This is a genomic window from uncultured Roseobacter sp. (assembly GCF_947493125.1).
Classification (GTDB): domain Bacteria; phylum Pseudomonadota; class Alphaproteobacteria; order Rhodobacterales; family Rhodobacteraceae; genus Roseobacter.
This window is the reverse complement of record NZ_CANLQB010000004.1, coordinates 26,902-51,612: the sequence shown is the minus strand read 5'-3', so window position 1 is coordinate 51,612 and position 24,711 is coordinate 26,902. Positions and strand designations below refer to the sequence as shown.

Annotated in this window: 28 protein-coding genes and 1 tRNA gene; 14 read left to right on the top strand and 15 right to left on the bottom strand. The window is 65.0% G+C overall.

Features of this window, described 5'->3' with window-relative positions:
• Positions 1-85 precede the first annotated feature (85 nt).
• The 4 genes from Q1A71_RS09385 to fabD form a co-directional block, all read right to left on the bottom strand.
• On the bottom strand, positions 86-619 hold the full coding sequence (locus tag Q1A71_RS09385; protein ID WP_299674511.1) for a GNAT family N-acetyltransferase: 534 nt from the start codon (positions 617-619) through the stop codon (positions 86-88).
• Positions 620-783: 164 nt separating this feature from the next.
• Positions 784-1,017 carry an acyl carrier protein gene (locus Q1A71_RS09380; RefSeq protein WP_005982462.1) on the bottom strand — a complete coding sequence of 78 codons (234 nt, stop codon included), beginning with the start codon at positions 1,015-1,017 and terminating at the stop codon, positions 784-786.
• A gap of 250 nt (positions 1,018-1,267) precedes the next feature.
• On the bottom strand, positions 1,268-2,005 hold the full coding sequence (gene fabG, locus Q1A71_RS09375) for a 3-oxoacyl-[acyl-carrier-protein] reductase (RefSeq protein ID WP_299674507.1): 738 nt from the start codon (positions 2,003-2,005) through the stop codon (positions 1,268-1,270).
• A gap of 3 nt (positions 2,006-2,008) precedes the next feature.
• Positions 2,009-2,941 carry an ACP S-malonyltransferase gene (fabD, locus tag Q1A71_RS09370; RefSeq protein WP_299674504.1) on the bottom strand — a complete coding sequence of 311 codons (933 nt, stop codon included), beginning with the start codon at positions 2,939-2,941 and terminating at the stop codon, positions 2,009-2,011.
• A gap of 187 nt (positions 2,942-3,128) precedes the next feature.
• Here fabD and Q1A71_RS09365 point away from each other — a divergent pair, with 187 nt between their 5' ends.
• Complete coding sequence (locus Q1A71_RS09365) at positions 3,129-4,346, top strand: cytochrome b/b6 domain-containing protein (protein ID WP_299674501.1); 1,218 nt, start codon at positions 3,129-3,131, stop codon at positions 4,344-4,346.
• 118 nt (positions 4,347-4,464) lie between these two features.
• On the opposite strand, the gene Q1A71_RS09360 is transcribed toward Q1A71_RS09365, so the two are convergent.
• Positions 4,465-5,037 carry a YceI family protein gene (locus tag Q1A71_RS09360; RefSeq protein WP_299674498.1) on the bottom strand — a complete coding sequence of 191 codons (573 nt, stop codon included), beginning with the start codon at positions 5,035-5,037 and terminating at the stop codon, positions 4,465-4,467.
• 252 nt (positions 5,038-5,289) lie between these two features.
• Between Q1A71_RS09360 and rpsF the strand changes: the two genes are divergently transcribed.
• Genes rpsF through rplI form a run of 3 tightly spaced genes read left to right on the top strand, consistent with a single transcriptional unit; the run spans position 5,290 to position 6,561 of the window.
• A complete protein-coding gene (gene rpsF / locus Q1A71_RS09355; RefSeq protein WP_299674495.1) occupies positions 5,290-5,649 on the top strand; it encodes a 30S ribosomal protein S6 in 360 nt (119 codons plus the stop codon).
• A 26-nt stretch (positions 5,650-5,675) separates the two neighbouring features.
• Positions 5,676-5,903, top strand: a complete 228-nt coding sequence (gene rpsR / locus Q1A71_RS09350; protein WP_005982441.1) for a 30S ribosomal protein S18 — start codon at positions 5,676-5,678, stop codon at positions 5,901-5,903.
• Positions 5,904-5,913: 10 nt separating this feature from the next.
• Positions 5,914-6,561: a 50S ribosomal protein L9 gene (gene rplI, locus Q1A71_RS09345; RefSeq protein WP_299674492.1), complete on the top strand. Its 648-nt coding sequence runs from the start codon at positions 5,914-5,916 to the stop codon at positions 6,559-6,561.
• Positions 6,562-6,631: 70 nt separating this feature from the next.
• Here the strand turns inward: rplI and Q1A71_RS09340 are convergent, their stop codons facing one another.
• Complete coding sequence (locus tag Q1A71_RS09340; RefSeq protein WP_299674489.1) at positions 6,632-6,790, bottom strand: hypothetical protein; 159 nt, start codon at positions 6,788-6,790, stop codon at positions 6,632-6,634.
• A gap of 126 nt (positions 6,791-6,916) precedes the next feature.
• Between Q1A71_RS09340 and Q1A71_RS09335 the strand changes: the two genes are divergently transcribed.
• A complete protein-coding gene (locus Q1A71_RS09335) occupies positions 6,917-7,429 on the top strand; it encodes an AAA family ATPase (protein ID WP_299674486.1) in 513 nt (170 codons plus the stop codon).
• A gap of 98 nt (positions 7,430-7,527) precedes the next feature.
• The gene (locus Q1A71_RS09330; RefSeq protein ID WP_299674483.1) at positions 7,528-7,989 is read left to right on the top strand and encodes a lytic transglycosylase domain-containing protein; all 462 of its coding nucleotides are present in this window, start codon (positions 7,528-7,530) and stop codon (positions 7,987-7,989) included.
• A gap of 3 nt (positions 7,990-7,992) precedes the next feature.
• Here the strand turns inward: Q1A71_RS09330 and Q1A71_RS09325 are convergent, their stop codons facing one another.
• The 5 genes from Q1A71_RS09325 to Q1A71_RS09305 all read right to left on the bottom strand — a co-directional run bounded on the left by Q1A71_RS09325 (position 7,993) and on the right by Q1A71_RS09305 (position 12,086).
• A complete protein-coding gene (locus Q1A71_RS09325) occupies positions 7,993-8,337 on the bottom strand; it encodes a hypothetical protein (RefSeq protein ID WP_299674480.1) in 345 nt (114 codons plus the stop codon).
• Positions 8,338-8,417: 80 nt separating this feature from the next.
• Positions 8,418-9,749, bottom strand: coding sequence for a trigger factor (tig, locus tag Q1A71_RS09320; protein WP_299674477.1), 1,332 nt, complete (start codon positions 9,747-9,749; stop codon positions 8,418-8,420).
• A 149-nt stretch (positions 9,750-9,898) separates the two neighbouring features.
• Positions 9,899-10,774 (bottom strand): hypothetical protein, encoded by an 876-nt coding sequence (locus Q1A71_RS09315; RefSeq protein WP_299674475.1) that lies wholly within the window; start codon positions 10,772-10,774, stop codon positions 9,899-9,901.
• A 75-nt stretch (positions 10,775-10,849) separates the two neighbouring features.
• Positions 10,850-11,749 (bottom strand): type IV pili methyl-accepting chemotaxis transducer N-terminal domain-containing protein, encoded by a 900-nt coding sequence (locus Q1A71_RS09310; RefSeq protein WP_299674472.1) that lies wholly within the window; start codon positions 11,747-11,749, stop codon positions 10,850-10,852.
• A 252-nt stretch (positions 11,750-12,001) separates the two neighbouring features.
• A tRNA-Leu gene (locus Q1A71_RS09305) sits at positions 12,002-12,086 on the bottom strand.
• A gap of 144 nt (positions 12,087-12,230) precedes the next feature.
• Between Q1A71_RS09305 and Q1A71_RS09300 the strand changes: the two genes are divergently transcribed.
• Positions 12,231-12,746, top strand: a complete 516-nt coding sequence (locus Q1A71_RS09300; protein WP_299674468.1) for a Hint domain-containing protein — start codon at positions 12,231-12,233, stop codon at positions 12,744-12,746.
• 86 nt (positions 12,747-12,832) lie between these two features.
• On the opposite strand, the gene Q1A71_RS09295 is transcribed toward Q1A71_RS09300, so the two are convergent.
• Positions 12,833-14,341 carry an NAD(P)H-hydrate dehydratase gene (locus Q1A71_RS09295; protein WP_299674465.1) on the bottom strand — a complete coding sequence of 503 codons (1,509 nt, stop codon included), beginning with the start codon at positions 14,339-14,341 and terminating at the stop codon, positions 12,833-12,835.
• Positions 14,342-14,508: 167 nt separating this feature from the next.
• Between Q1A71_RS09295 and Q1A71_RS09290 the strand changes: the two genes are divergently transcribed.
• The 4 genes from Q1A71_RS09290 to Q1A71_RS09275 all read left to right on the top strand — a co-directional run bounded on the left by Q1A71_RS09290 (position 14,509) and on the right by Q1A71_RS09275 (position 18,232).
• Positions 14,509-14,847: a P-II family nitrogen regulator gene (locus tag Q1A71_RS09290; protein WP_299674462.1), complete on the top strand. Its 339-nt coding sequence runs from the start codon at positions 14,509-14,511 to the stop codon at positions 14,845-14,847.
• Positions 14,848-14,892: 45 nt separating this feature from the next.
• A complete protein-coding gene (gene glnA, locus Q1A71_RS09285; RefSeq protein ID WP_299674459.1) occupies positions 14,893-16,296 on the top strand; it encodes a type I glutamate--ammonia ligase in 1,404 nt (467 codons plus the stop codon).
• A gap of 380 nt (positions 16,297-16,676) precedes the next feature.
• Positions 16,677-17,600 (top strand): alpha/beta fold hydrolase, encoded by a 924-nt coding sequence (locus tag Q1A71_RS09280; protein WP_299674456.1) that lies wholly within the window; start codon positions 16,677-16,679, stop codon positions 17,598-17,600.
• A gap of 188 nt (positions 17,601-17,788) precedes the next feature.
• Complete coding sequence (locus Q1A71_RS09275; RefSeq protein WP_366140230.1) at positions 17,789-18,232, top strand: glyoxalase superfamily protein; 444 nt, start codon at positions 17,789-17,791, stop codon at positions 18,230-18,232.
• A gap of 230 nt (positions 18,233-18,462) precedes the next feature.
• Here Q1A71_RS09275 and Q1A71_RS09270 read toward each other — a convergent pair whose 3' ends face one another.
• Complete coding sequence (locus tag Q1A71_RS09270) at positions 18,463-19,194, bottom strand: DUF3445 domain-containing protein (protein WP_299674453.1); 732 nt, start codon at positions 19,192-19,194, stop codon at positions 18,463-18,465.
• Between the two features lie 126 nt (positions 19,195-19,320).
• Here Q1A71_RS09270 and dddP point away from each other — a divergent pair, with 126 nt between their 5' ends.
• Both dddP and Q1A71_RS09260 read left to right on the top strand, forming a co-directional pair.
• The gene (dddP, locus tag Q1A71_RS09265) at positions 19,321-20,661 is read left to right on the top strand and encodes a dimethylsulfonioproprionate lyase DddP (RefSeq protein ID WP_299674450.1); all 1,341 of its coding nucleotides are present in this window, start codon (positions 19,321-19,323) and stop codon (positions 20,659-20,661) included.
• Positions 20,662-20,773: 112 nt separating this feature from the next.
• Complete coding sequence (locus tag Q1A71_RS09260) at positions 20,774-21,499, top strand: SDR family oxidoreductase (protein WP_299674445.1); 726 nt, start codon at positions 20,774-20,776, stop codon at positions 21,497-21,499.
• A gap of 58 nt (positions 21,500-21,557) precedes the next feature.
• Here Q1A71_RS09260 and Q1A71_RS09255 read toward each other — a convergent pair whose 3' ends face one another.
• Complete coding sequence (locus Q1A71_RS09255; RefSeq protein ID WP_299674443.1) at positions 21,558-22,367, bottom strand: penicillin-binding transpeptidase domain-containing protein; 810 nt, start codon at positions 22,365-22,367, stop codon at positions 21,558-21,560.
• 338 nt (positions 22,368-22,705) lie between these two features.
• Here Q1A71_RS09255 and Q1A71_RS09250 point away from each other — a divergent pair, with 338 nt between their 5' ends.
• Positions 22,706-23,941, top strand: coding sequence for a bifunctional alpha/beta hydrolase/OsmC family protein (locus Q1A71_RS09250; RefSeq protein WP_299674440.1), 1,236 nt, complete (start codon positions 22,706-22,708; stop codon positions 23,939-23,941).
• A 133-nt stretch (positions 23,942-24,074) separates the two neighbouring features.
• Here the strand turns inward: Q1A71_RS09250 and Q1A71_RS09245 are convergent, their stop codons facing one another.
• Positions 24,075-24,680: a biotin transporter BioY gene (locus tag Q1A71_RS09245; protein ID WP_299674437.1), complete on the bottom strand. Its 606-nt coding sequence runs from the start codon at positions 24,678-24,680 to the stop codon at positions 24,075-24,077.
• Between the last annotated feature and the right edge of the window lie 31 nt (positions 24,681-24,711).

Genomic DNA, 24,711 nt, shown 5'->3' with positions numbered 1-24,711 from the left:
TGCCCCTTCCAAATTCGTGCCCTCCCATACAGCGCCCTGTGGTTTTGATGCAAGAGCGCACCGCACGCCACGACGCGGGCCGTGCTTACTGTGGCGGTCCCTTGCGTGCCAGCAACCGCACGGCACCTCCCGAATACTCCGCATCGCGCATCACCTGGTACCCCATCGCCTCCGCAATGCGCAGAGACGCCGCATGCTCCGGCGCGATCATGCAGACCAGATGCCCGGTCACCACCCGGTCAAACCAGTCATGCGCAGCCCGGGCCGCTTCCATGCCAAAGCCCTGCCCATGCGCATCCGGGCTCAGCACCCAGCCCGCCTCGGGATAGGCATCAAAATCCTCGCCCAGATCGCGCTTGGCATAGAAAAACCCGACCTGTCCGGACATCTCCGGCGCACGGTGCCGATGGATCGCCCATTGCCCGAAACCCGTGATCTGCCAATGCCCCGCATTGCGCAGAAACGCGTCCCACGCTTTCGACTTGGGCCAGGGCTCACCGCTGATATGCTGCACGACCTGCGGCATCGCCCAGATCTCTGCGTAGCGTTTGAAGTCCTCCGGCCGCATGCCCCGCAAAGTGAGGCGCTGCGTGTTGATGGTGGGTATGGTGCGCGACATCTCGCTGCCTCTGCTCGCTTGCCGGGGCTTGGCGCCCTCTGCGCACAGAGTGGCGCAACTCCCCCCGTCAATTCAACCCCTGAGCGAACCCGCCATAGCAAAAGGCGTCCTCCTTTCGGAAAGACGCCCTTTTCTCGGTCGACGCCGGGTTGTCCCGGCGGAACTCAGGAAGCTTCAGAAATGAACTTCACCGCGTCGCCGAACGTCTGGATCGTTTCGGCTGCATCGTCTGGAATTTCGATACCGAACTCTTCTTCGAAGGCCATCACCAGCTCAACGGTGTCGAGGCTGTCGGCGCCAAGATCGTCGATGAACGACGCATTCTCGGTCACTTTGTCCTCTTCCACACCCAGGTGCTCCACCACGATTTTCTTCACGCGATCTGCGACGTCGCTCATAATAGTCCCTCATTCGTTCGGGCCGACTGGCCCCTTTCGGTTGCCCGCCACCCGCCATCTTGGCAAAGCGGGGGCCTGTGCCCCAAAGGGGCGGCTCTGTCCGGCTCAGCACGCCTGTCGCTGTGCCGTTTCGGATCAATTCACATGCCAACACCGGCAGGTGAGGTCAAGAATCTGCGCCCCCTTTAGCACAAGCGACACAGATGGCAAACGCATTGTGCACCCTCTGGTTGGGGGCCGCAAATGTGACCTACAACATGGCCATACCGCCGTTCACATGCAAGGTGGTCCCGGTCACATAGGCCGCCTCCGGGCTTGCAAGATAAAGCACCGCTGCGCCGATTTCCGCAGGCGTGCCCATCCGCCCGGCAGGAATTTGCCCCATGATTCCAGACTTTTGGTCGTCCGTCAGCTTGTCTGTCATCGCCGTCTCGATAAACCCGGGCGCGACCGCATTCACGGTAATCCCACGGCTTGCGACCTCATAGGCAAGGCTCTTCGACATGCCGACCATCCCGGCCTTTGAGGCGGCATAGTTCGCCTGGCCCGGATTGCCCGTGGCCCCCACAACAGAGGAGATATTCACGATCCGCCCCCAGCGCGCCTTCATCATGCCGCGCATCACGCCCTTGCACAGCTTGAAGGTGGCCGAGAGGTTCACATCCAGCACCGACTGCCACTCCTCATCCGACATCCGCATGAAGAGATTGTCGCGCGTGATGCCCGCGTTGTTGACCAGAATGTCGACGGCCCCCATGGCCTCTGCCGCCTGCTTCGGCAGCGCCTCAACCGCCGCCATATCGCTGAGGTTGCAGGGCAGCACATGCGCCCGCTCCGTCAGTTCGGAGGCCAGCGCATCCAGCGGGTCCACCCGCGTGCCCGACAGCCCCACCGTTGCGCCCGCGCCATGCAGCGCCCGCGCGATCTCCGCGCCGATGCCGCCCGATGCGCCGGTGATCAGCGCGCTCTTGCCTGTCAGATCAAACATGTCTCAGCCTTCCAAAATTGCCTTGATATCCTCGGGCGCGCCCACGCTGCGCGCCTCCGCTTCCCGCGCGATGCGCCGGATCATGCCCGTCAGCGCCTTGCCCGCTCCGATTTCCCAGAACCCCGTCACGCCGTTTGCCGCCATCCACTCGACCGAGGTCTTCCAGCGCACCTGCCCCGTGACCTGTTTGATCAGCAGCGCCTTGATCTCTGCAGGATCACTCACCGCCTCCGCTGTCACATTCGCCACCAGCGGCACGGCGGGCGCGGTCATCGCAACATTCTCCAGCGCCTCGGCCATCTTCTCCGCTGCCGGCGCCATCAGCGCGCAGTGGAATGGCGCCGACACCGGCAGCATCAACGCCCGCTTCGCGCCCGCCTCCTTGGCCAGCACACAGGCCCGCTCCACAGCATCCTTGTCCCCCGACACCACATTCTGCGCCGGATCGTTCTCATTGGCGACCTGACAGACCTGACCTTCCGCCGCTGTCTCAGCCACCTCGGTCACGGTATCGAAGTCCAGCCCCAGCACCGCCGCCATGGCCCCCTGACCCACCGGCACCGCCTGCTGCATCGCCAACCCGCGCGTGCGCAAGAGCCGCGCCGCATCCGCCACCGACACCGCACCTGCCGCCGCCAGCGCCGAATACTCCCCCAGCGAATGCCCCGCGACATGGCTCGCACGCTCCAGGCCAAGCCCTTCCGCCTCCAGCGCCCGCAGCGCCGCCATTGAGGTCGCCATCAGCGCCGGCTGCGCGTTCTCGGTCAGGGTCAGCGTCTCGATCTCCCCCTCCCAGATCAGCGCGCTCAGCTTTTCGCCCAAGGCGTCATCCACCTCGTCGAAGACCGCCCTCGCGCCCGGATAGGCCTCCGCCAATGCCCGGCCCATGCCGATGGTCTGGGCGCCCTGCCCCGGAAATACGAATGCCGTGCTCATGATATGCCCCCGTCCTGGTTCTTGTCCCCCCGCTTAGCCTGCCCGAACTAGGGGCGCAACGGCTGGACGCGCGAAACTCTGCACCTGCCATGAGCAGCACCGCGCATACTCTGTGCGCCCAGCGCCATTGCCGCAGGCGCCAGACCCCCTACTCTAAGAGCAACGCAACAGGCTTCGGAGACGGCACATGGCCCTGTCCAACACATCCACCCACTACGGCGGGGTCACCAAGACCTTCCACTGGCTCACCGCCCTGCTGATCCTCACGCTGATCCCGCTGGGCATCTACGCCAACTGGCTGCCCTACGAGACCTCCGAGCAGCTGGCCCAAAAGGCCTGGCTCTTCTCACTGCACAAGACCCTGGGCGTCACCGTCTTCTTCGTGGCCCTCGCGCGCATCCTCTGGGCGCTCGGACAACCGAAGCCCACCCTGCTGCACCCCGACCGCAAACTCGAAAGCCTCGCCGCCGAGACCGTGCACTGGCTGCTCTACGGCTCGCTGCTGCTGGTACCGCTCTCGGGCTGGATCCATCACGCCGCCACCGACGGCTTCGCGCCGATCTGGTGGCCTCTGGGGCAAAACCTGCCCTTCGTGCCCAAATCCGAAACCCTCGCCTCCACCGCAGCCGGTCTGCACATCGTCTTCGAACGCGTGCTTGCAGGCTCGATCCTCCTGCATATCGCGGGCGCCCTGAAACACCACATCATCGACAAGGACGCCACGCTGCTGCGGATGCTGCCCGGCAAACCCGCCATCCTCGCGCCGCTCACGCCGCATCACGTGGCCCTGCCACTGATCAGCGCGCTGGTGATCTGGGCGGGGGCCCTCGGCATCGGCAATGCGCTGGGTCTCTACGAAAAACACACCGTCGCCGTGGCCGCCGCCGAGCTCGAGGCCGTGCAATCGGACTGGGCCGTGCAAGAGGGCGAGATCGCCATCACCGTCAAGCAACTCGGCTCCGACGTGACCGGCAGCTTTGCCGACTGGACCGCCGCCATCACCTTCGACAACAGTGTCACCGAAGGCCCCGCGGGCACCGTCGATGTGACCATCGCCATAGGCTCGCTCGCCCTCGGCTCAGTCACCGGCCAGGCGATGGGCGCGGATTTCTTCAACGCGGAGGCCTTCCCAACGGCCCGCTACACGGCAGACCTCATCCGCACCGCTGACGGCTACACCGCAGACGGTACCTTGACGATCAAGGACCAATCGGTGCCCGTCTCCTTCCCCTTCGATCTGCAAATCACCGATGGTACCGCCACCGTCACCGCCACGACCGAGCTTGACCGGCGCAACTACGGCATCGGCGACAGCCAGACCGACGAGGGCGCGCTCGGCTTCTCCGTTGCCGTGAACATCTCCCTGACGGCCAGCCAAGGCACGACCGAGACGCCAGAAAGCTGATCCGCTTCATTCTTCCAAAAATACTCATATCGCGCCCGGACTCACTGGCGGGACAGCGCAAGGAAAAGGGCCGCGCCCGAACTGCGGACGCGGCCCCCATTAGATCCAGGACGAGCGGTTACTCCGCTTTGCTGGCCTCGATGGAAATGCGCACCTCCACCTCGTCACTCACCGCAGGCGCGAAGGCGCCCAGCCCGAAATCCGAACGCAGCAGCGTCGTGGTGGCATCGAAACCGGCCCATTCCTTGTTGGCCATCGGGTGCGTGCCGGTCTGGTTCAGCACCGCATCCAGCACCACCGATTGGGTCACATCGTTCATGGTCAGATCGCCGGTGATCTTCGCCGTGTCCTCACCGGTCACCTCGATCGCCGTTGACGTGAATGTGATCATATCATCGTCCTCCGCCCCGAAGAAATCGGCGGAAAAGAAGTGATCCTCGCGCTTTTCCCAGCCGGTGAACATGCTCTTGACCGGCATCGAGACGGTCACCGAAGAGGCCGTCGGATCGTCCTGATCGAACATGATCTCGCCTTCAAAGCCCGAGAACATGCCGAAGGTGGTGGAATAGCCCAAGTGGTCGTAGCTGAACAAAACCTGGCTGTGGCTGGCATCGAGCACGTATTTCTCGGCGGCAGCGGACGCCATGCCGGCAGATGCGGCCAGAGCGGCGGCAAGAACAAGGGATTTCATCGAGGGAACCTCCGGTTTGTTGAACACATAATCTTAATGTGGGGCTTTCACCGGGCGTGACAATTCCACAGCCCCGAACAAATGCTGCGCGCCAGCGAACATCCCGCCCTGCACCCTTGCACCACAGGCCAAAGCGTGTATACGGACGCATCCTTTTGCACATATATGAACCGCGCAGTCTCTCGTGGTGGGGCCGCAAAAGGTCAACCGCCCTGCCTTTGAAATGCGCCTTGATAGAAATGAGGACCACACATGCCTTTGTATGAGCATGTCATGATCGCGCGTCAGGATCTTTCCAACACGCAGGCCGAAGGGCTGATCGAACACTTTGGCGCCGTCCTGTCGGACAATGGCGGCAATCTCGTGGATCACGAGTACTGGGGCGTCAAGACGATGGCCTACAAGATCAACAAGAACCGCAAGGGCCACTATGCCTTCCTGCGCTCGGACGCCCCCGCGCCTGCCGTGCAGGAAATGGAACGCCTGATGCGCCTGCATGATGATGTGATGCGCGTGCTGACCATCAAGGTCGATGAGCACGCCGAACTGCCGTCGGTGCAGATGCAGAAACGCGATGATCGTGACCGCGGCGACCGCCGCGAGCGCCGTTGATCAGCTTCAGGACAAGGACATAACCCATGGCCGCTAAACCATTTTTCCGCCGCCGCAAGGTCTGCCCCTTCTCGGGCGACAACGCACCCAAGATCGACTACAAGGACACCCGTCTGCTGCAGCGCTACATTTCCGAGCGTGGCAAGATCGTGCCCAGCCGTATCACGGCAGTCTCCGCCAAGAAGCAACGCGAACTGGCCCGTGCCATCAAACGCGCCCGCTTCCTGGCCCTTCTGCCCTACGCCGTGAAGTAAGGAGAGAGACATGCAAGTTATCCTTCTCGAACGCGTCGCGAAACTGGGCCAGATGGGCGAAGTCGTCGAAGTGAAGCCTGGCTACGCCCGCAACTTCCTGCTGCCGCAAGGCAAGGCGCTGTCGGCCTCCAAGGCCAACATCGAAGCCTTCGAGCAGCAGAAAGCCCAGCTCGAAGCGCGCAACCTGGAAACCAAGAAAGAAGCGGAATCGCTGGCCGAGAAACTCGACGGGCAACAGTTCATCGTGATTCGCTCCGCCTCCGACGCCGGGTCGCTCTACGGCTCCGTCACCACCCGGGATGCCGCCGATGCAGCGACCGAGGCGGGCTTCTCCGTGGATCGCAAGCAGGTCGTCCTGCAGCCGATCAAGGAGCTGGGGTTGCACAAGGTGACCGTGGTGCTGCACCCCGAAGTTGACGCCACCATCGAGCTCAACGTGGCCCGTTCGCCCGAAGAGGCCGAGCTGCAAGCCTCCGGCAAATCCATCCAGGAGCTGGCCGCCGAAGAAGAAGCCGCTGCGGAGTTCGAAATCGCCGAGCTCTTCGACGACATCGGCGCTGCCACCTCCGACGACGCGGACCTGGCCGAGGCCGTGGCCGAAGACAGCGACGAAGAGCCCGCCTCCGGCGATCAGGAAGACACAGCCGGGCGCAGTTGATCTCACTAGCAAAACCACGAAAGGCCGGTCGCATCTGCAACCGGCCCTTTTTCTTGCGCTCAAACCGGGATCACATCAGCCCGGGCGTCCCGCAATCCGCGGCATCCAGCTCCAGCACGGGGTCTTCGGGCCCGCAGGTCTCACCGCTCACCGGATAGGTGCCGGGCTGCGTGCAGGCCGCCACCCCCAGCAGGCCCAGCACAAGCAGAGTTTGTCTCAGTGTCTTCATCGTCATATCTTTCCTGATGCGTGATGGCCCTTGCCTAACGCGGTCCCGCATGGCGAGACTTGACCCATATCAACTCTCCCCGGGCGACGTCGGGTCACCCGGCATCCCGCCGCCCTGAAAGGTCCCATGTCCCGTTTTGTGCTCATTTCCGGCTGTTCCGGTGGCGGCAAATCCACGCTGCTCACGGCGCTGGCGGCACGCGGTCATGCCGTGGTGCCCGAACCAGGCCGCCGCGTGCTCGCGGTCGGCGGTCCGAAGCCGCTGGAGGATATGACGGGCTTCGCCACAGCCGCCTTGCAGATGGCCCAACAGGACCTGACCGCACAGGCAGCGCAGGACGGGTGGGTCTTCTTCGATCGTGGCGTGATCGACGCAGCGGTGGCGCTGGCCCACTGCACCGGCACGCCTGTCGCACAGCACCTGCCCGGCCCGCGCGCCTATCACCGCACCGTCTTTCTCGCGCCACCCTGGCCTGAGATCTACCGCCAGGACGCCGCGCGACAGCACGGCTTTGACGCGGCCTGTGCCGAATACGAGCGGCTCAGCACCGCCTTGCCCGCCCTCGGCTATGACACCGTTCTGCTGCCCAAAGCCTCCCCGGAGACGCGCGTGGATGTCATCCTAGACCACCTCGCCTGAGGCGCGATCAGCGCGCCGCCGCCCACACGGTTTGCGCCCTCTTGCCCTCACCACTCGGGCGGTCAATATCCGCCCACCGACAGCCAAGGAGCCGCCCCATGTTCACCCGCCGCACCGCCCTGCTCTGCATCAGTGCCAGCCTCCTCACCGCCTGCGGCGCGCGCGAACCCGCCGCCTTCGACCCGCCGCTCTACCCCAATGAAACACCCGAATTGCGGCGGCTGATCAACCAATACGCCGACCTCTACGAGCTGCCGCGCCCGCTGGTGCACAAGCTCGCGATCCGCGAAAGCACCCACCGCCCCTGGGCGCGCAACGGCCCCTACTACGGGCTGCTGCAGATCCTGCCCGAGACCGCGCGCACCATGGGCTTTCGCGGCCAGCCCAATGATCTGCTCGATGCCGAGACCAACCTCAAATACGCGCTGAAATACCTGCGCGGCGCCTGGCTGCTCTCGGACGGCAATCACGACACCGCCATCATGTGGTACGCGCGCGGCTATTACTACGAGGCCAAACGGCGCGGGATGCTGGTCGAAACCGGCCTTCGCCCGAGCTGAGGCTCAGCGCGCGACCTCGACCCGCTGCGCGGCGGGGCCCCAGGTGGCTGTGTCACGCGGGTCCATGGCCACCGGCGCCTGGTGCTTCGGCAGATAGACATAGGCAAAGTGGTCGTCGTCTGAGACGGCATAGTAATGTGCGGCGTCCTCGCCATAGAGCCACCAGTCGCCTGAGCCTTCGTTCATCACCGTTGCCCGAAACCGCCACAGGCTGCTCTGGGCGGGGATGTAGAATGCCGCGCTCGTCGCCGTGAGAAACAGATTGCCGAGGGCATTCGGCAACCCCAGGGCGGTTGCACCGATCAGGGCCGCCGCAAGTGCACCACCCAACAGACGCCGTCCCGTCATCCGCCCCCTCACCAATCATGCGCATAGAAAAGGGCCGCTGCCTCACGGCGCGGCCCTCTCAACATTACCACCAAGGCGGCTTATTCGTCTTCCAGCGCCTCGACCGCCTTCTGCAGATCGTCCTTAGAGACTTCTTTCTCCTTGATCGTCGCCTGCTCAAAGACGTGGTCCACGACCTTGTCTTCAAAGAGCGGCGCGCGCATCTGCTGCTGCATCTGCTGGTTCTGCTGCACGAATTCGAAGAACTGCCGCTCCTGCCCGGGGTACTGGCGCGCCTGCGCCATGATCGCCTGCGTCATCTCCGCATCCGTCACCTCTACTTCGGCCTTCTGGCCGATCTCGGCCAGCAGCAGGCCCAGACGCACACGGCGTGTGGCCAGCTTGGTGTGCTCCTCGGTCGCTTCGATCTCCGGGTGGTCGTGGCCTTCCACATCCGGGTTGTCCTCATGCCAGAGCTGATGCGCGATCTGCTTGGCCTCCGCTTCGACGAGCGAGGGCGGCAGGTCGAAATCCACCAACCCGTCGAGCGCATCGAGCAGCCCGCGCTTCATCACCGCCCGCGCGGCACCGGCATATTCCGCCTCGAGACGCTCCGAGATTTGCCCTTTCAGCGCCTCCAGATCATCGGCGCCGAACTTCTTGGCCAGTTCGTCATTGATCTCGGCGGCGACAGGCTGCTTCACTTCCTTGATGGTGCAGTCGAAGGTCGCTTCCTTGCCCTTCAGGTTCTCGGCCTGATACTCCTCCGGGAAGGTGACCGTCACGGCTTTCTCTTCGCCCGCCTTCACGCCCACCAGCTGCTCTTCGAAGCCCGGAATGAAAGAGTTGGAACCGAGCACCAGCGGATAATCCTCTGCCGAGCCGCCCTCGAAGGCCTCGCCGTCGACCTTGCCGACGAAGTCCATCACCACCTGGTCGCCGTCCTTGGCCTTGGACCCCTTCTTGCGCGCCTTGAAGTCCTGTGCGGTCTCGGCGAGGTTCGCCAGCGCTTCGTCGATGGCCGCGTCCTCGGCCTTCACCACCAGCTTCTCCAGCTTGATCTTGGCGTAGTCGACCTCGGGGATTTCGGGCAGCGCCTCATAGGACATGGAGACCTCGACATCGTCGCCCTCTTTCCAGTCCTCATTTGTCATCTTCACCTCGGGCTGCAGCGCCGGGCGGTCGCCGGTCTCCTCGAAATGCGAAGACATCGCGCCGTCGATGCTCTCCTGCATCGCTTCGCCCATCACGCGCTGGCCAAACTGCTTTTTCAGCAGGGCCATCGGCACCTTGCCCTTGCGAAAGCCCTTCATCTCCACGTCGGGCTGCGCTTCGGCCAGCTTCTCGTTGACCTTCTCGTCCAGCTCCGCCGCCGTGACCGTGATGGCATAGCTGCGTTTCAGACCTTCATTCAGCGTCTCGGTGACCTGCATGTGTGCTCCATAGAACTGTGGCGCGCCGGGCAGGCGCGGGCATGAAATTTGCGCCCTTCTATTGGTGTGCACGCATGGGCGCAAGGGCCAATAGAACAGGTCGGCGGGCGGGCCGGGAAAAAGCTCCGCAGCTTGGGCGGCGCCCTGTCCTATTGCAGATAGAGCAGCACCATACCATCGGTCAGCGCGACCATCTCGTCGCCCATCTTCGCCACCTCCGCCAGCATCTCCGGACCGATGGGCGCCTCCTGCAAACCGCGCTCCAGCAGCGGGCGCAGGTCCGTCCAGACGTTCCGTATCTCCATCATCTGGCCGAGAGCGGCAAGACCCGGGGGATCGACGATTTCCAGATCGAAGTCACCCGTTTCCATCGCGTCGAGGATCCGCTCGAAGGCTTCGATGGACTGGCCAAGCCCGCCGCGCATCTCATCCCGCATCAGGTCGATCCCGACATAGCAGAATTCCTTGATGGCCTTGCGCATCAGCATGCTCTGACCGGTGGCATGGGTGATGGTGCTGATCAATTCCCCCCGGGTCACCATGCGCGCGTGATAGACCTCGGCCACCCGCACAACCAGCGCGTCCAGATGGGCCGCCGCCACCGGGGTCAACGTGATCAACTGCTGCACGGGCACCGCGTGAAAGTCGCCCGACATCACCTGCCGGGTGGCTGGTGCAAGCGTGCGCCAGACCTGATCAATCCGATCCAGCTCCGACAGGATCTGCGCGTCGATGTCCTCTTCGGTGAGGCCCTCCACCTGACCGTCCCGCAAGGCTGCGGTGTTGTCGTCGAACATCATGGAGGCGATGAAGGCCTGCTCGGCCTGAAGCTGAGGCGCCACCCCCGCCATCAGATAACAGGTCGACTTGGCCATGGTCTGCAGGAGCGTCCGCTGCTCCGTCGCGGCCTTGATCCGTGCGAGCGCATCGGACTGGCGCGCCTGCACATCGGCCAGCACCGCAGACCCCAGCAGTGCCAAAAGCCCTGCCAGTCCACACCGTATGCCGCAGGTCAGACCTCGCATGCCGCTCCTCACAGTCATTCGGGCGCAACGCTAGCCCCCGGGGAGTTAAAGGGTCGTGTGCCGATCCACGAGCGCTTAAGGACGCGACTGCACGTAAAGGTTCACGGCCTCGTTCATCTGCCGGAGCACGTCATCACTCATGTAGGCCAGCCTGACCCGCGTGTCGTGGTCCACATCCGGCTGCGCCCGGATCTGCTGCAGCAGATCCTTTAAGGCCTGCCAGCTGCCCTGCGCCGTCTCCAGCTGCCGCGTCACCGCCAGCGTCGGGGGCGGCAGGATGCCCTCGGCCTCCGAACCCGTCAGCAGCGCAGCCATGGCCGTATCGAACTCGGCCACCGTCGCATCGACCAGCTCCGGCGCACCCAGCCCGTCCAGACCGATGATGCTGAAACACACCTCCTTGGACACCTTCTGGGTCAGCATCCGCTGGCGCCCCGCCACGCCAACCGTCTTCAGCATCGCGGCGGGTATGTCCGCGCTCTGATAGGTCTCGGTCATGGCCAGAACGGTCTCATGCATCCGCTTGAGCGTCGCGGTATTCAGCGTAATCAGCTGCGCCATGGGAATGGAATGATAGTCCCCCGCCGAAATCTGCCGCGCAGCCGGGCCCAGCGTCGCCCACAACTCCTCGACCTCCTCCAGCGCCGCGAGAATGCCCGGGTCCTCCTCGGGCAGCATCCCAAGCGTCACATCCCCCGCGCGCAAACCGACCAGAACACCGTTGAACTGCTGCACATTCTCCTCGGTCTTGGCGGCAAAGCGCTCCGGCTCCACCCCCGCCATCACGAAACAAGCGTTGCGCGCCAACTGCTGCGTCAGCATCCGCTGCCGTCCGGCGAGGTTCATATGCGCGTTGGCATTGCTTTCCGCGGTGATCTCCGATGCCTCTGCGGGTGATCCCCCTAGCGTCGGAGGTCCGCTCGCCAGCGCCGCCCAAAAAAACGCGGCACAGGCCGTCAAACGGGATCCACACATACCAATCACCTCACACGGTTCATCAAACTGCAGCCTGCTAGGCGGAAAGGTCTTAACAAACAGTTACGAAAATCAAACCGCGCGCCGTCCGGCGGCCATGCCTGGCCACCGATATCAAGCACGTCTCTGCCAGTCCGGAAGTGGTGCGGATAAGAAGACAAAACCCAAACCAGATGCTCTCATCGCTTCTCCGAAACGACTGCCGCATGATGACGCTGTGCCGAGCGTCGTCGCTTCTGCCAGAAGCGACTGTGGTGCGGGTGAAGGGACTTGAACCCCCACGCCTTGCGGCGCCAGAACCTAAATCTGGTGCGTCTACCAATTCCGCCACACCCGCACGGGGGGCCGGATCATCGCCCGGTCCGGGCGCTGCTTAGCAAACCCGCAGCCGCAGCGCGAGCGCAAAATGATCCGACATTTTAAGAAGTCGTTATGAAAATATGTGTTCACTCGAAAGAGACGACAGCAAGGAGACGGATCCATGACACCGCGAACGGTGAGGCGGCCCATTGCGACAGACACCGCAGGATCCTGCGACCAGGCGCAGACCGCAGGGTTTGCAGGCCTGATCTCCGGCGCCCAGCTTCTGACCCTCAAGGGCGCGCAGGCGGTTGAGACGCTGTGCGTGGGCGACCGGATCCTGACCCGCAACGGCGCAGTGCCGGTGACCCGCATCGACATGCTCAGCGCGCTGGTGCCCGCGGTCTACGTGATCGCCGGATCGCTGGGGCACAGCCGGTCGGATCGCGACGCGCTGCTGAGCGCGGACCAGATGGTCTTCCTGCACGACTGGCGCGCCCCGGTGCTCCGGGGCCGGCGCACGGCCCTGGTCCCGGCGCACGCGCTGGTCGATGGCGAGTTCGTGCGGGATGTGGGCCAGCAGCTGGTCACGCTCTACCGGATTTTCTGCGATGCGCCGCAGATCCTATTTGCAGATGGTCTGACCCTGGGCACCGCCGACGCCGTCGCCAGCACAGCGGGCCTCCAGGCCACCTAGCGGACCGATCTGCGCGCGCCGCACATCTGGAGCCTTGCCGGCCTGGGCACTCCCTGACCACCGGCGCAGACCGTCACGCCGATGCCCTAGACCCCAAAGGATCGAAACACCGCCGGCAGGATCTCCGGCAGATCCTCGGCGATCAGCCCCGGGCCAAACTGCCGCGCGGCCTCTGCGTGCAAACGGGCCCCCACCGAGGCCGCCTCCCCGGGCGGCAGACCCCGCGCCAGCAGACCGGTGATGATCCCCGCCAGCACATCGCCCGACCCCGCCGTGGCCAGCCAGGCGGTGGCCTCCTCCGGCGGGTTCACCCAGGCCACCCCGTCCGGCCCCGCGATCGCCGTATCCGCCCCCTTGAACAGCACGACGCAGCCCGCGCGCCGCGCCGCAGCCCGGGTCGCATCCAGCTTCGAATAGGCCGGTCCCCGCTCTGGCGGCGCCTCCAGCTCCGCCGCCAGATCGGGAAAGAGCCGCGCAAACTCGCCGCCATGGGGCGTGAGCACACAGCCCTCGTGCAGCGCCGCGAAGAGCGCCCGGTCCCGCCCGATCAGCGTACAGGCATCGGCATCAAGAACCGTCGGCCGGTGCGCAGCCAGCGCCGTCCGCACCAGCCCCGCCGCCCGCGCATCGAGCCCCAGCCCCGGCCCCAGACAGAGCGCCGTGATCCGGGCGTCCTCCAGCAGTTCAGCAAGCGCCTCCGCCGCAGGCACGCGCCGCAGCATCAGCGCCGTGATCTGCAGCGCCACCTCCATCTGCGCGTTGGGCGGCGCGCCCAGCGTAACCAGCCCGGCGCCCACGCGCAACGCGCCCCGCGCTGCCAGCCGCGCCGCGCCGGTGCGGCCCGCGCCCCCCGTGAGCACCAGCGCATGCCCGTAGGAAAACTTGTGCCCGCGCCGCTTGCGCAACGGCGCCGCCTCCGCGCAGGTCAGGCGCGCCGGGCGCGGATCAAGCCGCGCCACCCCGTCCGCCAACCCGATGTCCACCACGCGCAGCGCCCCGCAGAGCACGGGCCCTTCGGCCAGATGATGCCCGCATTTCGCGGTCTGAAAGCTGACCGTCAGATCGGCGGGCAGCGCCTCCCCCAGCACCCGCCCGCTGTCGGCACAGACCCCGCTGGGGATATCCACCGCAACCCGATGCGCAACGCGGCTTCCCGGCGCAATGAGCGCCTCGAGCCCGACCGCGACCGGGCGCGTCAGCCCGGTGCCGAAGAGCGCATCGACCAACAGATCCACCTCACCTGTCACACAGCCCGGTGCGACAGGCGCCACCGCCTCCGTCTTCGCCCAGAGATCATGGTTGGCCCGCGCATCCCGCGGCAGCCGCGCCCCATCGCCCAGCAGACAGGTCTGCACATCCCAGCCCCGGCCTGCCAGCTGTCGCGCCACGACAAACCCGTCGCCGCCGTTGTTTCCGGGGCCGCAAAGCACCACCGCGCGATGCGCCCCGCGGGCCAAGTCCGGCCACTGCTCGAACAGCGCCGCGACCACCCCCTGCCCGGCCCGCTCCATCAGCTCCAGCCCGGTCACAGCCCCCGACTCCATAGCCTTATTTTCCAGCCCACGCATCTCTGCGGCGGTCAGAATTTCGACCATTTTTGCGCCTCTCGATTCATTTGTGATTACTTTTTGTGCGTTTTGCCTGCAGATTGGGCGCATGATTGCCAAATCTGCAGCGGACCAAAGGCAGTTTACGCCAATCCATGGACCGCTCCAGTGCGAAATGATCTGAACCCTTTTGAACCAAGGCGCGGGAGGCCCCCATGAAGAAAATCGAAGCGGTGATCAAACCGTTCAAGCTCGACGAAGTCAAAGAATCCTTGCAGGAAGTCGGCGTTCAGGGGCTCTCCGTGATCGAAGTCAAGGGCTTCGGGCGGCAGAAGGGTCATACGGAACTCTATCGCGGGGCTGAATATGTGGTCGATTTCCTGCCCAAGGTGAAAATCGAGATCGTGCTCGATGACGACATGGTCGACGCCGCCATCGACGCCATCGTGACCGCCGCCAAGACCGAGAAGATCGGCGACGGCAAGATCTTCGTGACACCGGTGGAGCAGTCGATCCGCATTCGCACCGGCGAGACCGGCTCCGACGCGCTCTGACGCGCGCGACAGACACATCATTCCAACCAAGAGGGATATACAAGAATGAGCTCTGAACTGCTTAAGATGATCAAGGATGAGGACGTGGCCTACGTCGACATCCGCTTCACCGACCCGCGCGGCAAGCTGCAGCACGTCACGGTGATGTCCGACCAGGTCGACGAGGATTTCCTCGAGGAAGGCTTCATGTTCGATGGCTCCTCCATCGCCGGTTGGAAATCCATCGAGGCCTCCGACATGAAGCTGATGCCCGATGTGGACAGCGCCTATGTCGATCCCTTCTACGCGGAAAAGACCGTCTGCCTGCACTGCTCCATCGTCGAGCCCGACACCGGCGAAGCCTACGAGCGCGACCCGCGCTCGACTGCACAGAAGGCCGAGGCCTACCTCAAGTCCTCCGGCATCGGCGATGTGGCCTATTTCGGCCCCGAAGCGGAGTTCTTCCTCTTCGACAACGTCAAATACTCCAACTCCATCAACAAGGTCTCCTACGAGGTCGACGCGATCGACGGCTCCTGGAACACCGACACCGACTACGAGATGGGCAACATGGGCCACCGCCCCGGCGTCAAGGGCGGCTACTTCCCCGTGAACCCGGTGGACGAATCCATGGATCTGCGCTCCGAGATGCTCTCCACCATGAAGCGCATCGGCATGAAGGTCGACAAGCATCACCACGAGGTGGCCTCCTGCCAGCACGAGCTGGGCCTGATCTTCGACAGCCTCACCAAACAGGCGGATGAGCTGCAGAAATACAAATACGTGATCCACAACGTGGCCCACGCCTATGGCAAATCCGCCACCTTCATGCCCAAGCCGATCTACGGCGACAACGGCACCGGCATGCACTGCAACATGTCAATCTGGAAAGACGGCAAACCGCTCTTTGCAGGCGACAAATACGCCGATCTCTCGGATGAAGCGCTGTGGTTCATCGGCGGCATTCTCAAGCACGCCAAGGCGCTCAACGCCTTCACCAACCCGTCCACCAACTCCTACAAGCGCCTGATCCCGGGCTTCGAGGCCCCGGTGCTGCGCGCCTACTCCGCCCGCAACCGCTCGGGCTGTGTCCGGATCCCGTGGACCGAAAGCCCGAAGGCCAAGCGCGTCGAAGCGCGCTTCCCCGATCCGGCGGCCAACCCTTACCTGTGCTTCGCCGCCCTCCTGATGGCCGGTCTCGACGGCATCACCAACAAGATCGATCCGGGCGAGGCGATGGACAAGAACCTCTATGATCTGCCCGCCGAAGAGTTGGAAGGCATCCCGACGGTCTGCGGCAGCTTGCGCGAAGCGATCACCGAGCTCGAGGCCGACATGGACTTCCTGCTCGCCGGTGACGTCTTCACCAAGGACCAGATCGAAGGCTACATCGAGCTCAAGATGGAAGAGATCGAAACCTACGAGCACACCCCGCACCCGGTCGAATTCGGGATGTATTACAGTTGCTAGAGGCCAAGGGCCTCTAGCAACTGAGCCGGGTCAGTTGGGTTGACAAACGGTCAACCCGACGTCAGCGGACAGAGCGTGTTTTCGAAGAAAACGTGCGGAGTCCGCCCGGTCGAACAAATGCGAAAAGGCGCGGACACTCTCCGCGCCTTTTTCCATACGTCTTAGCCCCAAAAACCTCTCCCGAACACGCCCCGCCCGCCACAGGCGCGCGCCCGCGCCCCGCGGGCGTCGAATAGAAGAGCACGCGCGGCCCGTCCGGCCCCCGCCGGACGGGCCGCGCACCGCCGGATCACAGACCGATCATTCGGCATTTTGCGTTTTGACAATTCTGGTGCATGATCGATGGCATTTCATCGACGCATTTTTACCGGAGACATTTCATGACCCTGTTTTTCACCCGCCGTACGTATAATGCCGCCAAGCAGAAATTCACCAACAACCCCGCCGCCCTCACGCGTTTTGTCCAGATCACCAAGGGCCCCGACAGCAAGGGCCGCTGGAGCGGCGGCGCCATCAGCCAGTCCGACTGGCTGCGCCAGGTGAAACAGGAGGCCAGCGCAAACGAAATCACCGTCTACGTGCACGGCTTCAACACCGACCAGATCGACATGCTCCGCCGCCTCGACAAGATCAAGACAGGCCTGCGCGCCCAAGGCTACAAGGGCGCGGTGATCGGCTATGACTGGCCCAGCGATGGCAAGGTCTTCTCCTACGACCAGGACCGCAACCGCGTGAAAGACACCGCGCAGTTCCTGGTCCGCGATGGCATCCTGCCGCTTCTGGCGCTGTCGCCGCGCCCCAAGATCAACCTCATCGCCCACTCCATGGGCGCCTATGTGATCCTGCGCGGCTTTTCCAACTTCGATGACACCGCCGGGCCCGGGGCCAGCGCCTGGCGGGCAAATGAAATCGCCTTCCTGTCCGGCGACGTCGCACGCAACTGGCTCGGCAAGGGCGCCTGGGGCGCGCTGCTGCTGTCCCACCGCGCCCGCCGCTTCACCAATTACTACAGCGAGGGCGACCGGGTGCTGCCGATCTCGGCCTTCACCGACGGATTCCGCAAACGCGTGGGCCGCGACGGCCTGCCCACGATCACCGAGACCACCCACATCGACGTGAACGCCACCCCGCAATACCTGCGCGACGTGCCCCCCGGCAAACGCGGCAAGGCCCGCTCGCATCGCTGGTGGTTCGACAGCAGCGCGCTCTATGCGGATCTTGCACAGACCTTCGCGGGCAAGGCGCCCGGCAGCCTCGCCACCCGGCAGGACGTGGGCGAAGAGGACCTCGCACTGATGAGCTGACGCCCGCCCTCCAAAACCCCCTTGCCAGAGCGCGGCGCACGGCATAGATGCACCGAGAGGTTCCGTGCACCTGCCGTTCGCATCTGGTGAAGCCACGGGCGTCTGTCCTGATCTTTGATCCCATGGGTTCGCACATCGGCCTGGCAATGCGAACACCCCGACCGCCCCGCGACCTGATGGAGATGATGATGGATATCGCACTTCCCTCCCGCGACGCGCTGAAGGCCCAGGCCCGGCGCTTGCGGGCCAGACTGGCCGAGACCGGCCAGACCCTGTCGCACAGCGCCGCCCTCGAGGCCATCGCCCACCAGTGGGGCGCGCGCGACTGGAACACGCTCTGCGCCCTCGCAGGCGACGCGCCAAAGCCCGCCTGGCAAGTGGGCCAGCGGGTCTCGGGCCGCTATCTCGGGCACCCGTTCCGCGGTCAGGTACATGGCGCGGAGCGCCGCGGCGCGCGCCATTGGCGGCTGACCCTGCGGCTCGACACGCCCGTCGATGTGGCGCGCTCAACGCAGTTCTCCTGTCTGCGCCGCCAGATCAGCTGCACGCTGGACGCCCAAGGCCGCAGCCCGCAGAAGACCTCAGATGGGGTGCCGCAGATGGTTCTGCACGGTCATTGGGCGCGGGACTGATCGCCCGGGCAGCCCCCTGCGCCAGACCTCGGCCATGCCCGGCGCACCGCCGGGCAGCGGTCGCCCGGGCGCACCGGGGGGCTCGGACCGGTGGCGCATCCCCCGTCAACCCCGAGCCACACCCGCACCGGTTCACCGAAAGCCCCCCGCCGGTTTGACAGGCGGGCGCGGCTCTCCCGCGGGTCCCCGGCACCGCCCGCCTGTCCGGCTGCAGCGGTGCCGCGCCGTTCTTACCCGGCCGCCCCCCGCACAACATAGGTGTGGATCGAAAACACCACCGCCCCGCTCTCCGGCATCCGCACGATGCACTGCCGCTCCGCCCGCCAATAGGGCGCTGCGCCCTCCGGCCGGGTCCGGGGCGGCGCCAGAACCGAGCGCGGCTGGAAGAGCTCAGGCTCCGTTTCGGGCAAGCCGTTGAACCGCCAGAGCGGGCGCCCCACCTGCACCCCGTCAAAGAGCCGCTGGACCCGTCGCGCCATATCCTCGTCGTAGTGATCCACGGCGCCATGGATATGCAAGAGCGGGCGCCCCGCCTTCTCGCTCAGCAACCAGCGGGCCGGAAAACACAGGCAGGCGGCCACCAGCACATGCTCCGCCCCGCGCTGTTCCATGATGCAGATGTCCTCCTGCACCAGCTTCCCCAGCACCACCAGCGGCGCTTCCGCCTCCAGATCAACCTCGACACCGTCGGGGCAGACACACCGCCGTCCCTCCACCGCAAACCCCAGCCCGGGCAACAGCGCCAGCGCCTCCACCAACACCTCCGCAGCAGCCATCTCGGCCGCCCCATCGAGCCAATACACTTCCGCCCGCCGGTCCGCGATCAGTCCACGGCGATGCGCCATCTGCGCCGCATAGGCGTCATCCACCCGTAGCCAGGGCTCCCCCAGCGGCTGCACCCCGGGCAACCTCCGCGGCTCCAGCATCTCGTCGGGAATCGCCTTTTGCAAAATCTCAACCATGGCAAAGCCTTAGCGCCCAGTCCCGGCTCCGTCCGCAAAAAACGACGCGCGCCCATGTCGCAGACAAGCATCCGCGCGCGGCGAATCGCGCGCAAGCTGATTCTACGGCAGCGACAGGACCCCAGGATGAATCAGCACTTCAGCGACACCCGCAAGATCGACCCGACCCGCGGCGCGCTTCTGGGCGACGGCACGCCCAACGATCAGGATCGCATCGAAATAGGCCCGACCCAGCGCGCCTTTGCCGAATGGGAGGCCGCGGGCCTGACACTGCCCGACCTGCCCGCCATGCGCGCCTACCGCCACGCGCGGCTCACCCGGCACATCGTCGACCGTGGCTATGGCGGCCTGCTGATGTTCGACCCGCTCAACATCCGCTACGCCACCGACAGCACCAACATGCAGCTCTGGAACACCCACAACCCGTTCCGCGCGGTGCTGCTCTGCGCCGACGGCTACATGGTGATGTGGGACTACAAGAACTCCCCCTTCCTGTCGAAATTCAACCCGCTGGTTCGCGAACAGCGTTCGGGCGCGTCGATGTTCTACTTCGCCACCGGCGACCGCACCCATACCCAGGCGGATGTTTTCGCCGCCGAGGTGCGCGACCTGCTGGACGAACACGCGCCCGGCCACAGCCGCCTCGCTGTCGACAAGATCATGGTGCACGGGCTGCGCAGCCTTGAGGCCCATGGCCTGGAAATCATGGACGGTGAGGAGGTGACCGAGAAGTCCCGCGCCGTGAAGGGCCCCGATGAAATCCGCGCCATGCGCTGCGCCGTGCACGCCTGCGAAGCCGCCATGTACGCGATGGAAGACTTCGCCCGCGCCAACGTCGGCGACGGCACCACCTGCGAGGATGACATCTGGGCCGTGCTGCACGCCGAAAACATCAAGCGCGGCGGCGAATGGATCGAAACCCGTCTGCTCGCCTCCGGCCCCCGCACCAACCCCTGGTTCCAGGAATGCGGCGCCCGCGTCTGTCAGCTGAACGAGATCATCTCCTTCGACACCGACCTCGTCGGCGCCTACGGCATCTGCACCGACATCTCGCGCAGCTGGTGGATCGGCGATCAGAAACCGCGCCCCGATATGATCTACGCCATGCAGCACAGCATCGAGCATATCCAGACCAATATGGAGATGCTGAAACCCGGGGTGACGATCCCGGAGCTGACCGCCAACACCCATGTGCTGGACGACAAATACCAGCAGCAGAAGTACGGCTGCCTGATCCACGGCGTGGGCCTCTGTGACGAATGGCCGATGGTCGCCTACCCCGACAAGGCCGTGCCGGGCGCCTATGACTATCCGCTGGAACCGGGCATGACCCTCTGCGTCGAGGTGCTGGTCGGCGAAGTGGGCGGCGACTTCTCGATCAAGCTCGAAGATCAGGTGCTGATCACCGAAGACGGCTACGAGAACCTCACCCGCTACCCCTTCGACGCCGCCTTGCAGGGGCTCTGAGCCCCCGGCGCCGGCCCCCCTCGCCCGGCCAGGAGCGCCGGTGCCCTTTTGCCGGTCTGCGATCACGGCCTATATTGAAAGTCACCCCGCCCGTTAGAGTCCCGAGGTCGCCGTGACGAGAACCCTTCTTCTGACAGGAGCAAGCCGCGGCATCGGCCACGCAGCCGTCAAGAAGTTCTCGCGCGAAGGCTGGCGCGTCCTGACCTGCTCGCGCCAGGCCTTCGATCCCAGCTGCCCCTGGCCCGGTGGCGCCGAGAACCACATTCAGATCGACCTGTCCGATCCCGCGGACATCATCAATGCGGTGGAGGTGATCCGCGAGCGGTTGGACGGGCCGCTGCACGGCTTGGTCAACAACGCGGGCATTTCGCCGAAAGGGGCGCAGGGCGCCCGCCTGAACACGCTCGACACAGACCTTCTGGACTGGGGCAAGGTGTTCCACGTCAATTTCTTCGCCCCCATCGTGCTGTCGCGGGGTCTCAAGGAGGAGCTGATGCAGGCGAAGGGGTCGGTCGTGAACGTGACCTCCATCGCGGGGGCCCGCGTGCACCCCTTCGCCGGTGCCGCCTATGCCACATCGAAAGCCGCACTTGCGGCGCTGACGCGGGAAATGGCCCATGACTTCGGCCCGCTGGGTGTGCGCGTCAACGCAATTGCCCCGGGCGAGATCGAAACCTCCATTCTCTCCCCCGGGACGGAGAAGATTGTCGAAACCCTGCCCCTGCGGCGGTTGGGAAGCGTCGATGAAGTCGCCGACGTCATCTACTTTCTCTGCTCGGATGCGTCGTCTTACGTGAATGGCACGGAAATCGAAATCAACGGCGGGCAGCATGTGTGAGGCAGCGCCCCGCGTCTGCAGGCCGCTGCCCGCCGGGGCCCATCCGGACGGTCTGCCGCTATTGCTCCTGCGCGGGCTTCGGGAAGATCTCCAGCCGGTCCAGAACATGGCGGGTCACACGTTGCCGCTCGGGGGCTGCGTCAAAGCCCGGCAGATCCATGTTCATCGCAAAGACATAGGTCTCGGCCCCGGCGTCGACCCAGCCCACGTACCAGCCCAGATCGACCTGCGCCCCGCGCAGCGCATAGCCCGTCTTGGCATGAAGCACCCGCTCGCCCTGCTGCTCCGCCATCATGATCCGGCGCGCATCCGTGTAGGTCTGCGGTGACAGCGGTAGCTCGCCCTGCGCCAACCGGGCAAGGAACACCACCTGCTCCTGCGCGCTGATCGCCAGCGGGCCGCGCAGCCAATAGGTCTCAAGATCCTGCGCGCCGCCCACATCCGCATTGCCATAACCGAACCGCGTCAGCCAGCGTGCCATGGTCTCGCCGCCCGTGCTCCGGGCGATCTCCTGATAGACCCAAACAGCCGAGCGCTGGAACGCCCGCGTCAGGGTCTGGTCCTGGTTCCAGGACTCCAGAAACCGCTCCTCGCCGTCCCAGGCAAAGACCGTCTCCGGCGTCGCAAGGCCGGTCTCCAATGCGATGAGCGTATGCGGGATTTTCGACGTGGAGGCGGGCACGAACCGCGTCTCGGCGCGGGCCGGGTTGCTGCTCCATTGATGCCCGTCCGACAGGCGCTGCACCAGCACGACGCTGGTTGCGGGGTCGGCGCCCGCATCGCTCACAAAACGCGAAATATCCGCCGGCTCCGCCGCGGCCACACCGGCCCACAGCGCACCAACCGTCACCCATGTCCGAAGGGTCATTGCCTCAAGTCTCCTGATTTTTGATTGCTCGTGAGCAGCCTGACTAGGCGCTGGGACGGGGGGTGGAAAGGCACAACCAGGCGGCCCAAACCCTTACCAGCGGGTTTCCGCCCCGCGCGCTGCGCACCGACGTGATACCGACGTAATACCGACGCAAAACAGACAGGCCAAACCCCTTGTTTTCCGGGCCAGAGTACATCTTACCGGGGCCCGCCGCCGAACGTCGGTGTTTGCCGTCATCCGGGTCCCCCGCCGTCACCTCCCCGTGATCCTTCTGTCACACCTCTTGCATGGTCCGCGCCGCCGCCCCACTCTGGGGGTCACAAAGGAGCGCTGCCATGCCCACAGAACGGATCACCTTCCCCGGCCACGATGGCTCGGAGCTCGCCGCGCGGCTCGATCTGCCCGACGGCCCGCATCTGGCCACCGCGCTCTTTGCGCATTGCTTCACCTGCGGCAAGGACATTCCCGCGGCCCGTCGAATCGCGGCCCGGCTGTCATCCATCGGCATCGCCGTGCTGCGTTTCGACTTTACCGGGCTCGGTCATTCCAAGGGCGAGTTCGCCAATACCTCCTTCACCTCGAACGTCGACGATCTCATCGCCGCCAATGGCTATCTGACGGAGCGCGGCATGGCCCCGAGCCTGATGATCGGCCATTCTCTTGGTGGTGCGGCTGTCCTGAAAGCCACATCGAAACTGAACAATATCAAGGCCGTAGCCACGCTTGGCGCCCCCTTTGATCCGGAACATGTGACACATAACTTCGCCGAGGCCCTGCCCGAGATCATGGCGCATGGGGCGGCTGAGGTGAGCTTGGGCGGGCGGCCTTTCCGCATCGGCAAGGGCTTTGTCGAGGATCTTGCCGAAGGCGCGCTGGCGCCGTCGATCAGCGCGCTGAATGCCGCGCTTCTGGTGTTGCACGCGCCCCGGGATGAGACCGTCTCCATCGACAACGCCGGCGAGATTTTCCTCACCGCCAAACATCCCAAGAGCTTCGTGACCCTCGACAGCGCCGATCACCTGATCACCCGCAGCGAGGATGCGGAATATGCCGCTGACGTCATCGCCACCTGGGCACGCCGCTACATCGCGCTCGCGCCGCCAGCGCCCCCGCCCGGCGCCCCCGAAGGCGTGCTGCGCGTCTCCGAAGCGGACCCCGAAGGCTACCTCACCGACATCACCTCCTCCGATGGCCACCACCTGCTCGCCGATGAGCCGCTGGCCTACGGCGGCACCAATAAGGGTTTGAGTCCATACGGTTTTTTGTCGGCGGGTCTCGGCGCCTGCACCTCTATGACCCTGCGCATGTACGCCCGCCGCAAGGGCTGGCCACTGGCGCATGTCTCCGTCGATGTCAGCCACAACAAGGTCCACGCGCAGGACGCGGAAACCGCCGTCGGCGAGAAGATCGACACCTGGAAACGGCGCATCACCCTGACCGGTAACCTCGATCCCGAACAGCGCGCGCGCCTTCTGGAGATCGCCGACAAATGCCCGGTCCACCGCACGCTGGAGCGCAGCTCCAAAGTGATCACGGAACTCGTGGACGATCCCGTCCCGGCCTCGGCCTGACCCGCTGCCCGCTGCCCGCTGCCCGCTGCCCTAACGTCGGGTTCTGGGGCTCACCTGGCAACCGGCACCCATAAAAAGAATGAGGCGCGGCCCACCGGGTCGCGCCTCGCCTTTTCGCTTCCGTATCAGACCGTTAGCTGCGGGCGCTGCCCACCAGCTTCCAGATCGCGGGCAGGATCAGCGCCGCCAGCGCGAGCTTCACCGCATCGCCCAGGAGAAACGGCGTCAGCCCCCACTCAAGGATCGGCTTGTCCCAGCCGTAAAGCTGACCGAGCCACAGCAGACCCGGCACATAGAGCAGGATGTTGCCCAGCAACATGGCCACCGCCATCCAGACCATCGACCGGTCCCAGCCGCGCTGCGCCAGCGCGCCCAGCAGCACGGTCGCCATCACGTAGCCGACCAGATAGCCGCCGGTCCCGCCCATCATGTAGTCCAGACCATTGAGCTCCGCGGTCGAGCTCTGGAACACATCAAAGCCGAAGGCCCCGACAATCATGTACCCCAGAATGGTCGTGAGCCCGAGCCGCGCCCCATATGCGGCCCCGATGGTCAGCACCGCGAAGGTGCCGAGGTTCATCAGAACCGGCGAGCCCGGCACCGGCACCTTGATGTTCGCGGCGACGGTCAGAAATGCGATGCCCAGCACCACGAGGCCCGCCTGCTTGATCCGGCGCGCCGTGCCATCCGTCGGGCCGAAATGATCTGCCAGGACAGTGTGAGAGGCGGTCAGCTGCATGGGTGTGTCTCCTGTTGAGAATGTCTTGCGT

Excerpts from the sequence above, each read along its gene's own strand:
- Q1A71_RS09385 (WP_299674511.1), bottom strand. The coding sequence starts at position 619 with ATGTCGCGCACCATACCCACCATCAACACGCAGCGCCTCACTTTGCGG.
- Q1A71_RS09380 (WP_005982462.1), bottom strand. The coding sequence starts at position 1,017 with ATGAGCGACGTCGCAGATCGCGTGAAGAAAATCGTGGTGGAGCACCTG.
- fabG (WP_299674507.1), bottom strand. The coding sequence starts at position 2,005 with ATGTTTGATCTGACAGGCAAGAGCGCGCTGATCACCGGCGCATCGGGC.
- fabD (WP_299674504.1), bottom strand. The coding sequence starts at position 2,941 with ATGAGCACGGCATTCGTATTTCCGGGGCAGGGCGCCCAGACCATCGGC.
- Q1A71_RS09365 (WP_299674501.1), top strand. The coding sequence starts at position 3,129 with ATGGCCCTGTCCAACACATCCACCCACTACGGCGGGGTCACCAAGACC.
- Q1A71_RS09360 (WP_299674498.1), bottom strand. The coding sequence starts at position 5,037 with ATGAAATCCCTTGTTCTTGCCGCCGCTCTGGCCGCATCTGCCGGCATG.
- rpsF (WP_299674495.1), top strand. The coding sequence starts at position 5,290 with ATGCCTTTGTATGAGCATGTCATGATCGCGCGTCAGGATCTTTCCAAC.
- rpsR (WP_005982441.1), top strand. The coding sequence starts at position 5,676 with ATGGCCGCTAAACCATTTTTCCGCCGCCGCAAGGTCTGCCCCTTCTCG.
- rplI (WP_299674492.1), top strand. The coding sequence starts at position 5,914 with ATGCAAGTTATCCTTCTCGAACGCGTCGCGAAACTGGGCCAGATGGGC.
- Q1A71_RS09340 (WP_299674489.1), bottom strand. The coding sequence starts at position 6,790 with ATGAAGACACTGAGACAAACTCTGCTTGTGCTGGGCCTGCTGGGGGTG.
- Q1A71_RS09335 (WP_299674486.1), top strand. The coding sequence starts at position 6,917 with ATGTCCCGTTTTGTGCTCATTTCCGGCTGTTCCGGTGGCGGCAAATCC.
- Q1A71_RS09330 (WP_299674483.1), top strand. The coding sequence starts at position 7,528 with ATGTTCACCCGCCGCACCGCCCTGCTCTGCATCAGTGCCAGCCTCCTC.
- Q1A71_RS09325 (WP_299674480.1), bottom strand. The coding sequence starts at position 8,337 with ATGACGGGACGGCGTCTGTTGGGTGGTGCACTTGCGGCGGCCCTGATC.
- tig (WP_299674477.1), bottom strand. The coding sequence starts at position 9,749 with ATGCAGGTCACCGAGACGCTGAATGAAGGTCTGAAACGCAGCTATGCC.
- Q1A71_RS09315 (WP_299674475.1), bottom strand. The coding sequence starts at position 10,774 with ATGCGAGGTCTGACCTGCGGCATACGGTGTGGACTGGCAGGGCTTTTG.
- Q1A71_RS09310 (WP_299674472.1), bottom strand. The coding sequence starts at position 11,749 with ATGTGTGGATCCCGTTTGACGGCCTGTGCCGCGTTTTTTTGGGCGGCG.
- Q1A71_RS09300 (WP_299674468.1), top strand. The coding sequence starts at position 12,231 with ATGACACCGCGAACGGTGAGGCGGCCCATTGCGACAGACACCGCAGGA.
- Q1A71_RS09295 (WP_299674465.1), bottom strand. The coding sequence starts at position 14,341 with ATGGTCGAAATTCTGACCGCCGCAGAGATGCGTGGGCTGGAAAATAAG.
- Q1A71_RS09290 (WP_299674462.1), top strand. The coding sequence starts at position 14,509 with ATGAAGAAAATCGAAGCGGTGATCAAACCGTTCAAGCTCGACGAAGTC.
- glnA (WP_299674459.1), top strand. The coding sequence starts at position 14,893 with ATGAGCTCTGAACTGCTTAAGATGATCAAGGATGAGGACGTGGCCTAC.
- Q1A71_RS09280 (WP_299674456.1), top strand. The coding sequence starts at position 16,677 with ATGACCCTGTTTTTCACCCGCCGTACGTATAATGCCGCCAAGCAGAAA.
- Q1A71_RS09275 (WP_366140230.1), top strand. The coding sequence starts at position 17,789 with ATGGATATCGCACTTCCCTCCCGCGACGCGCTGAAGGCCCAGGCCCGG.
- Q1A71_RS09270 (WP_299674453.1), bottom strand. The coding sequence starts at position 19,194 with ATGGTTGAGATTTTGCAAAAGGCGATTCCCGACGAGATGCTGGAGCCG.
- dddP (WP_299674450.1), top strand. The coding sequence starts at position 19,321 with ATGAATCAGCACTTCAGCGACACCCGCAAGATCGACCCGACCCGCGGC.
- Q1A71_RS09255 (WP_299674443.1), bottom strand. The coding sequence starts at position 22,367 with ATGACCCTTCGGACATGGGTGACGGTTGGTGCGCTGTGGGCCGGTGTG.
- Q1A71_RS09250 (WP_299674440.1), top strand. The coding sequence starts at position 22,706 with ATGCCCACAGAACGGATCACCTTCCCCGGCCACGATGGCTCGGAGCTC.
- Q1A71_RS09245 (WP_299674437.1), bottom strand. The coding sequence starts at position 24,680 with ATGCAGCTGACCGCCTCTCACACTGTCCTGGCAGATCATTTCGGCCCG.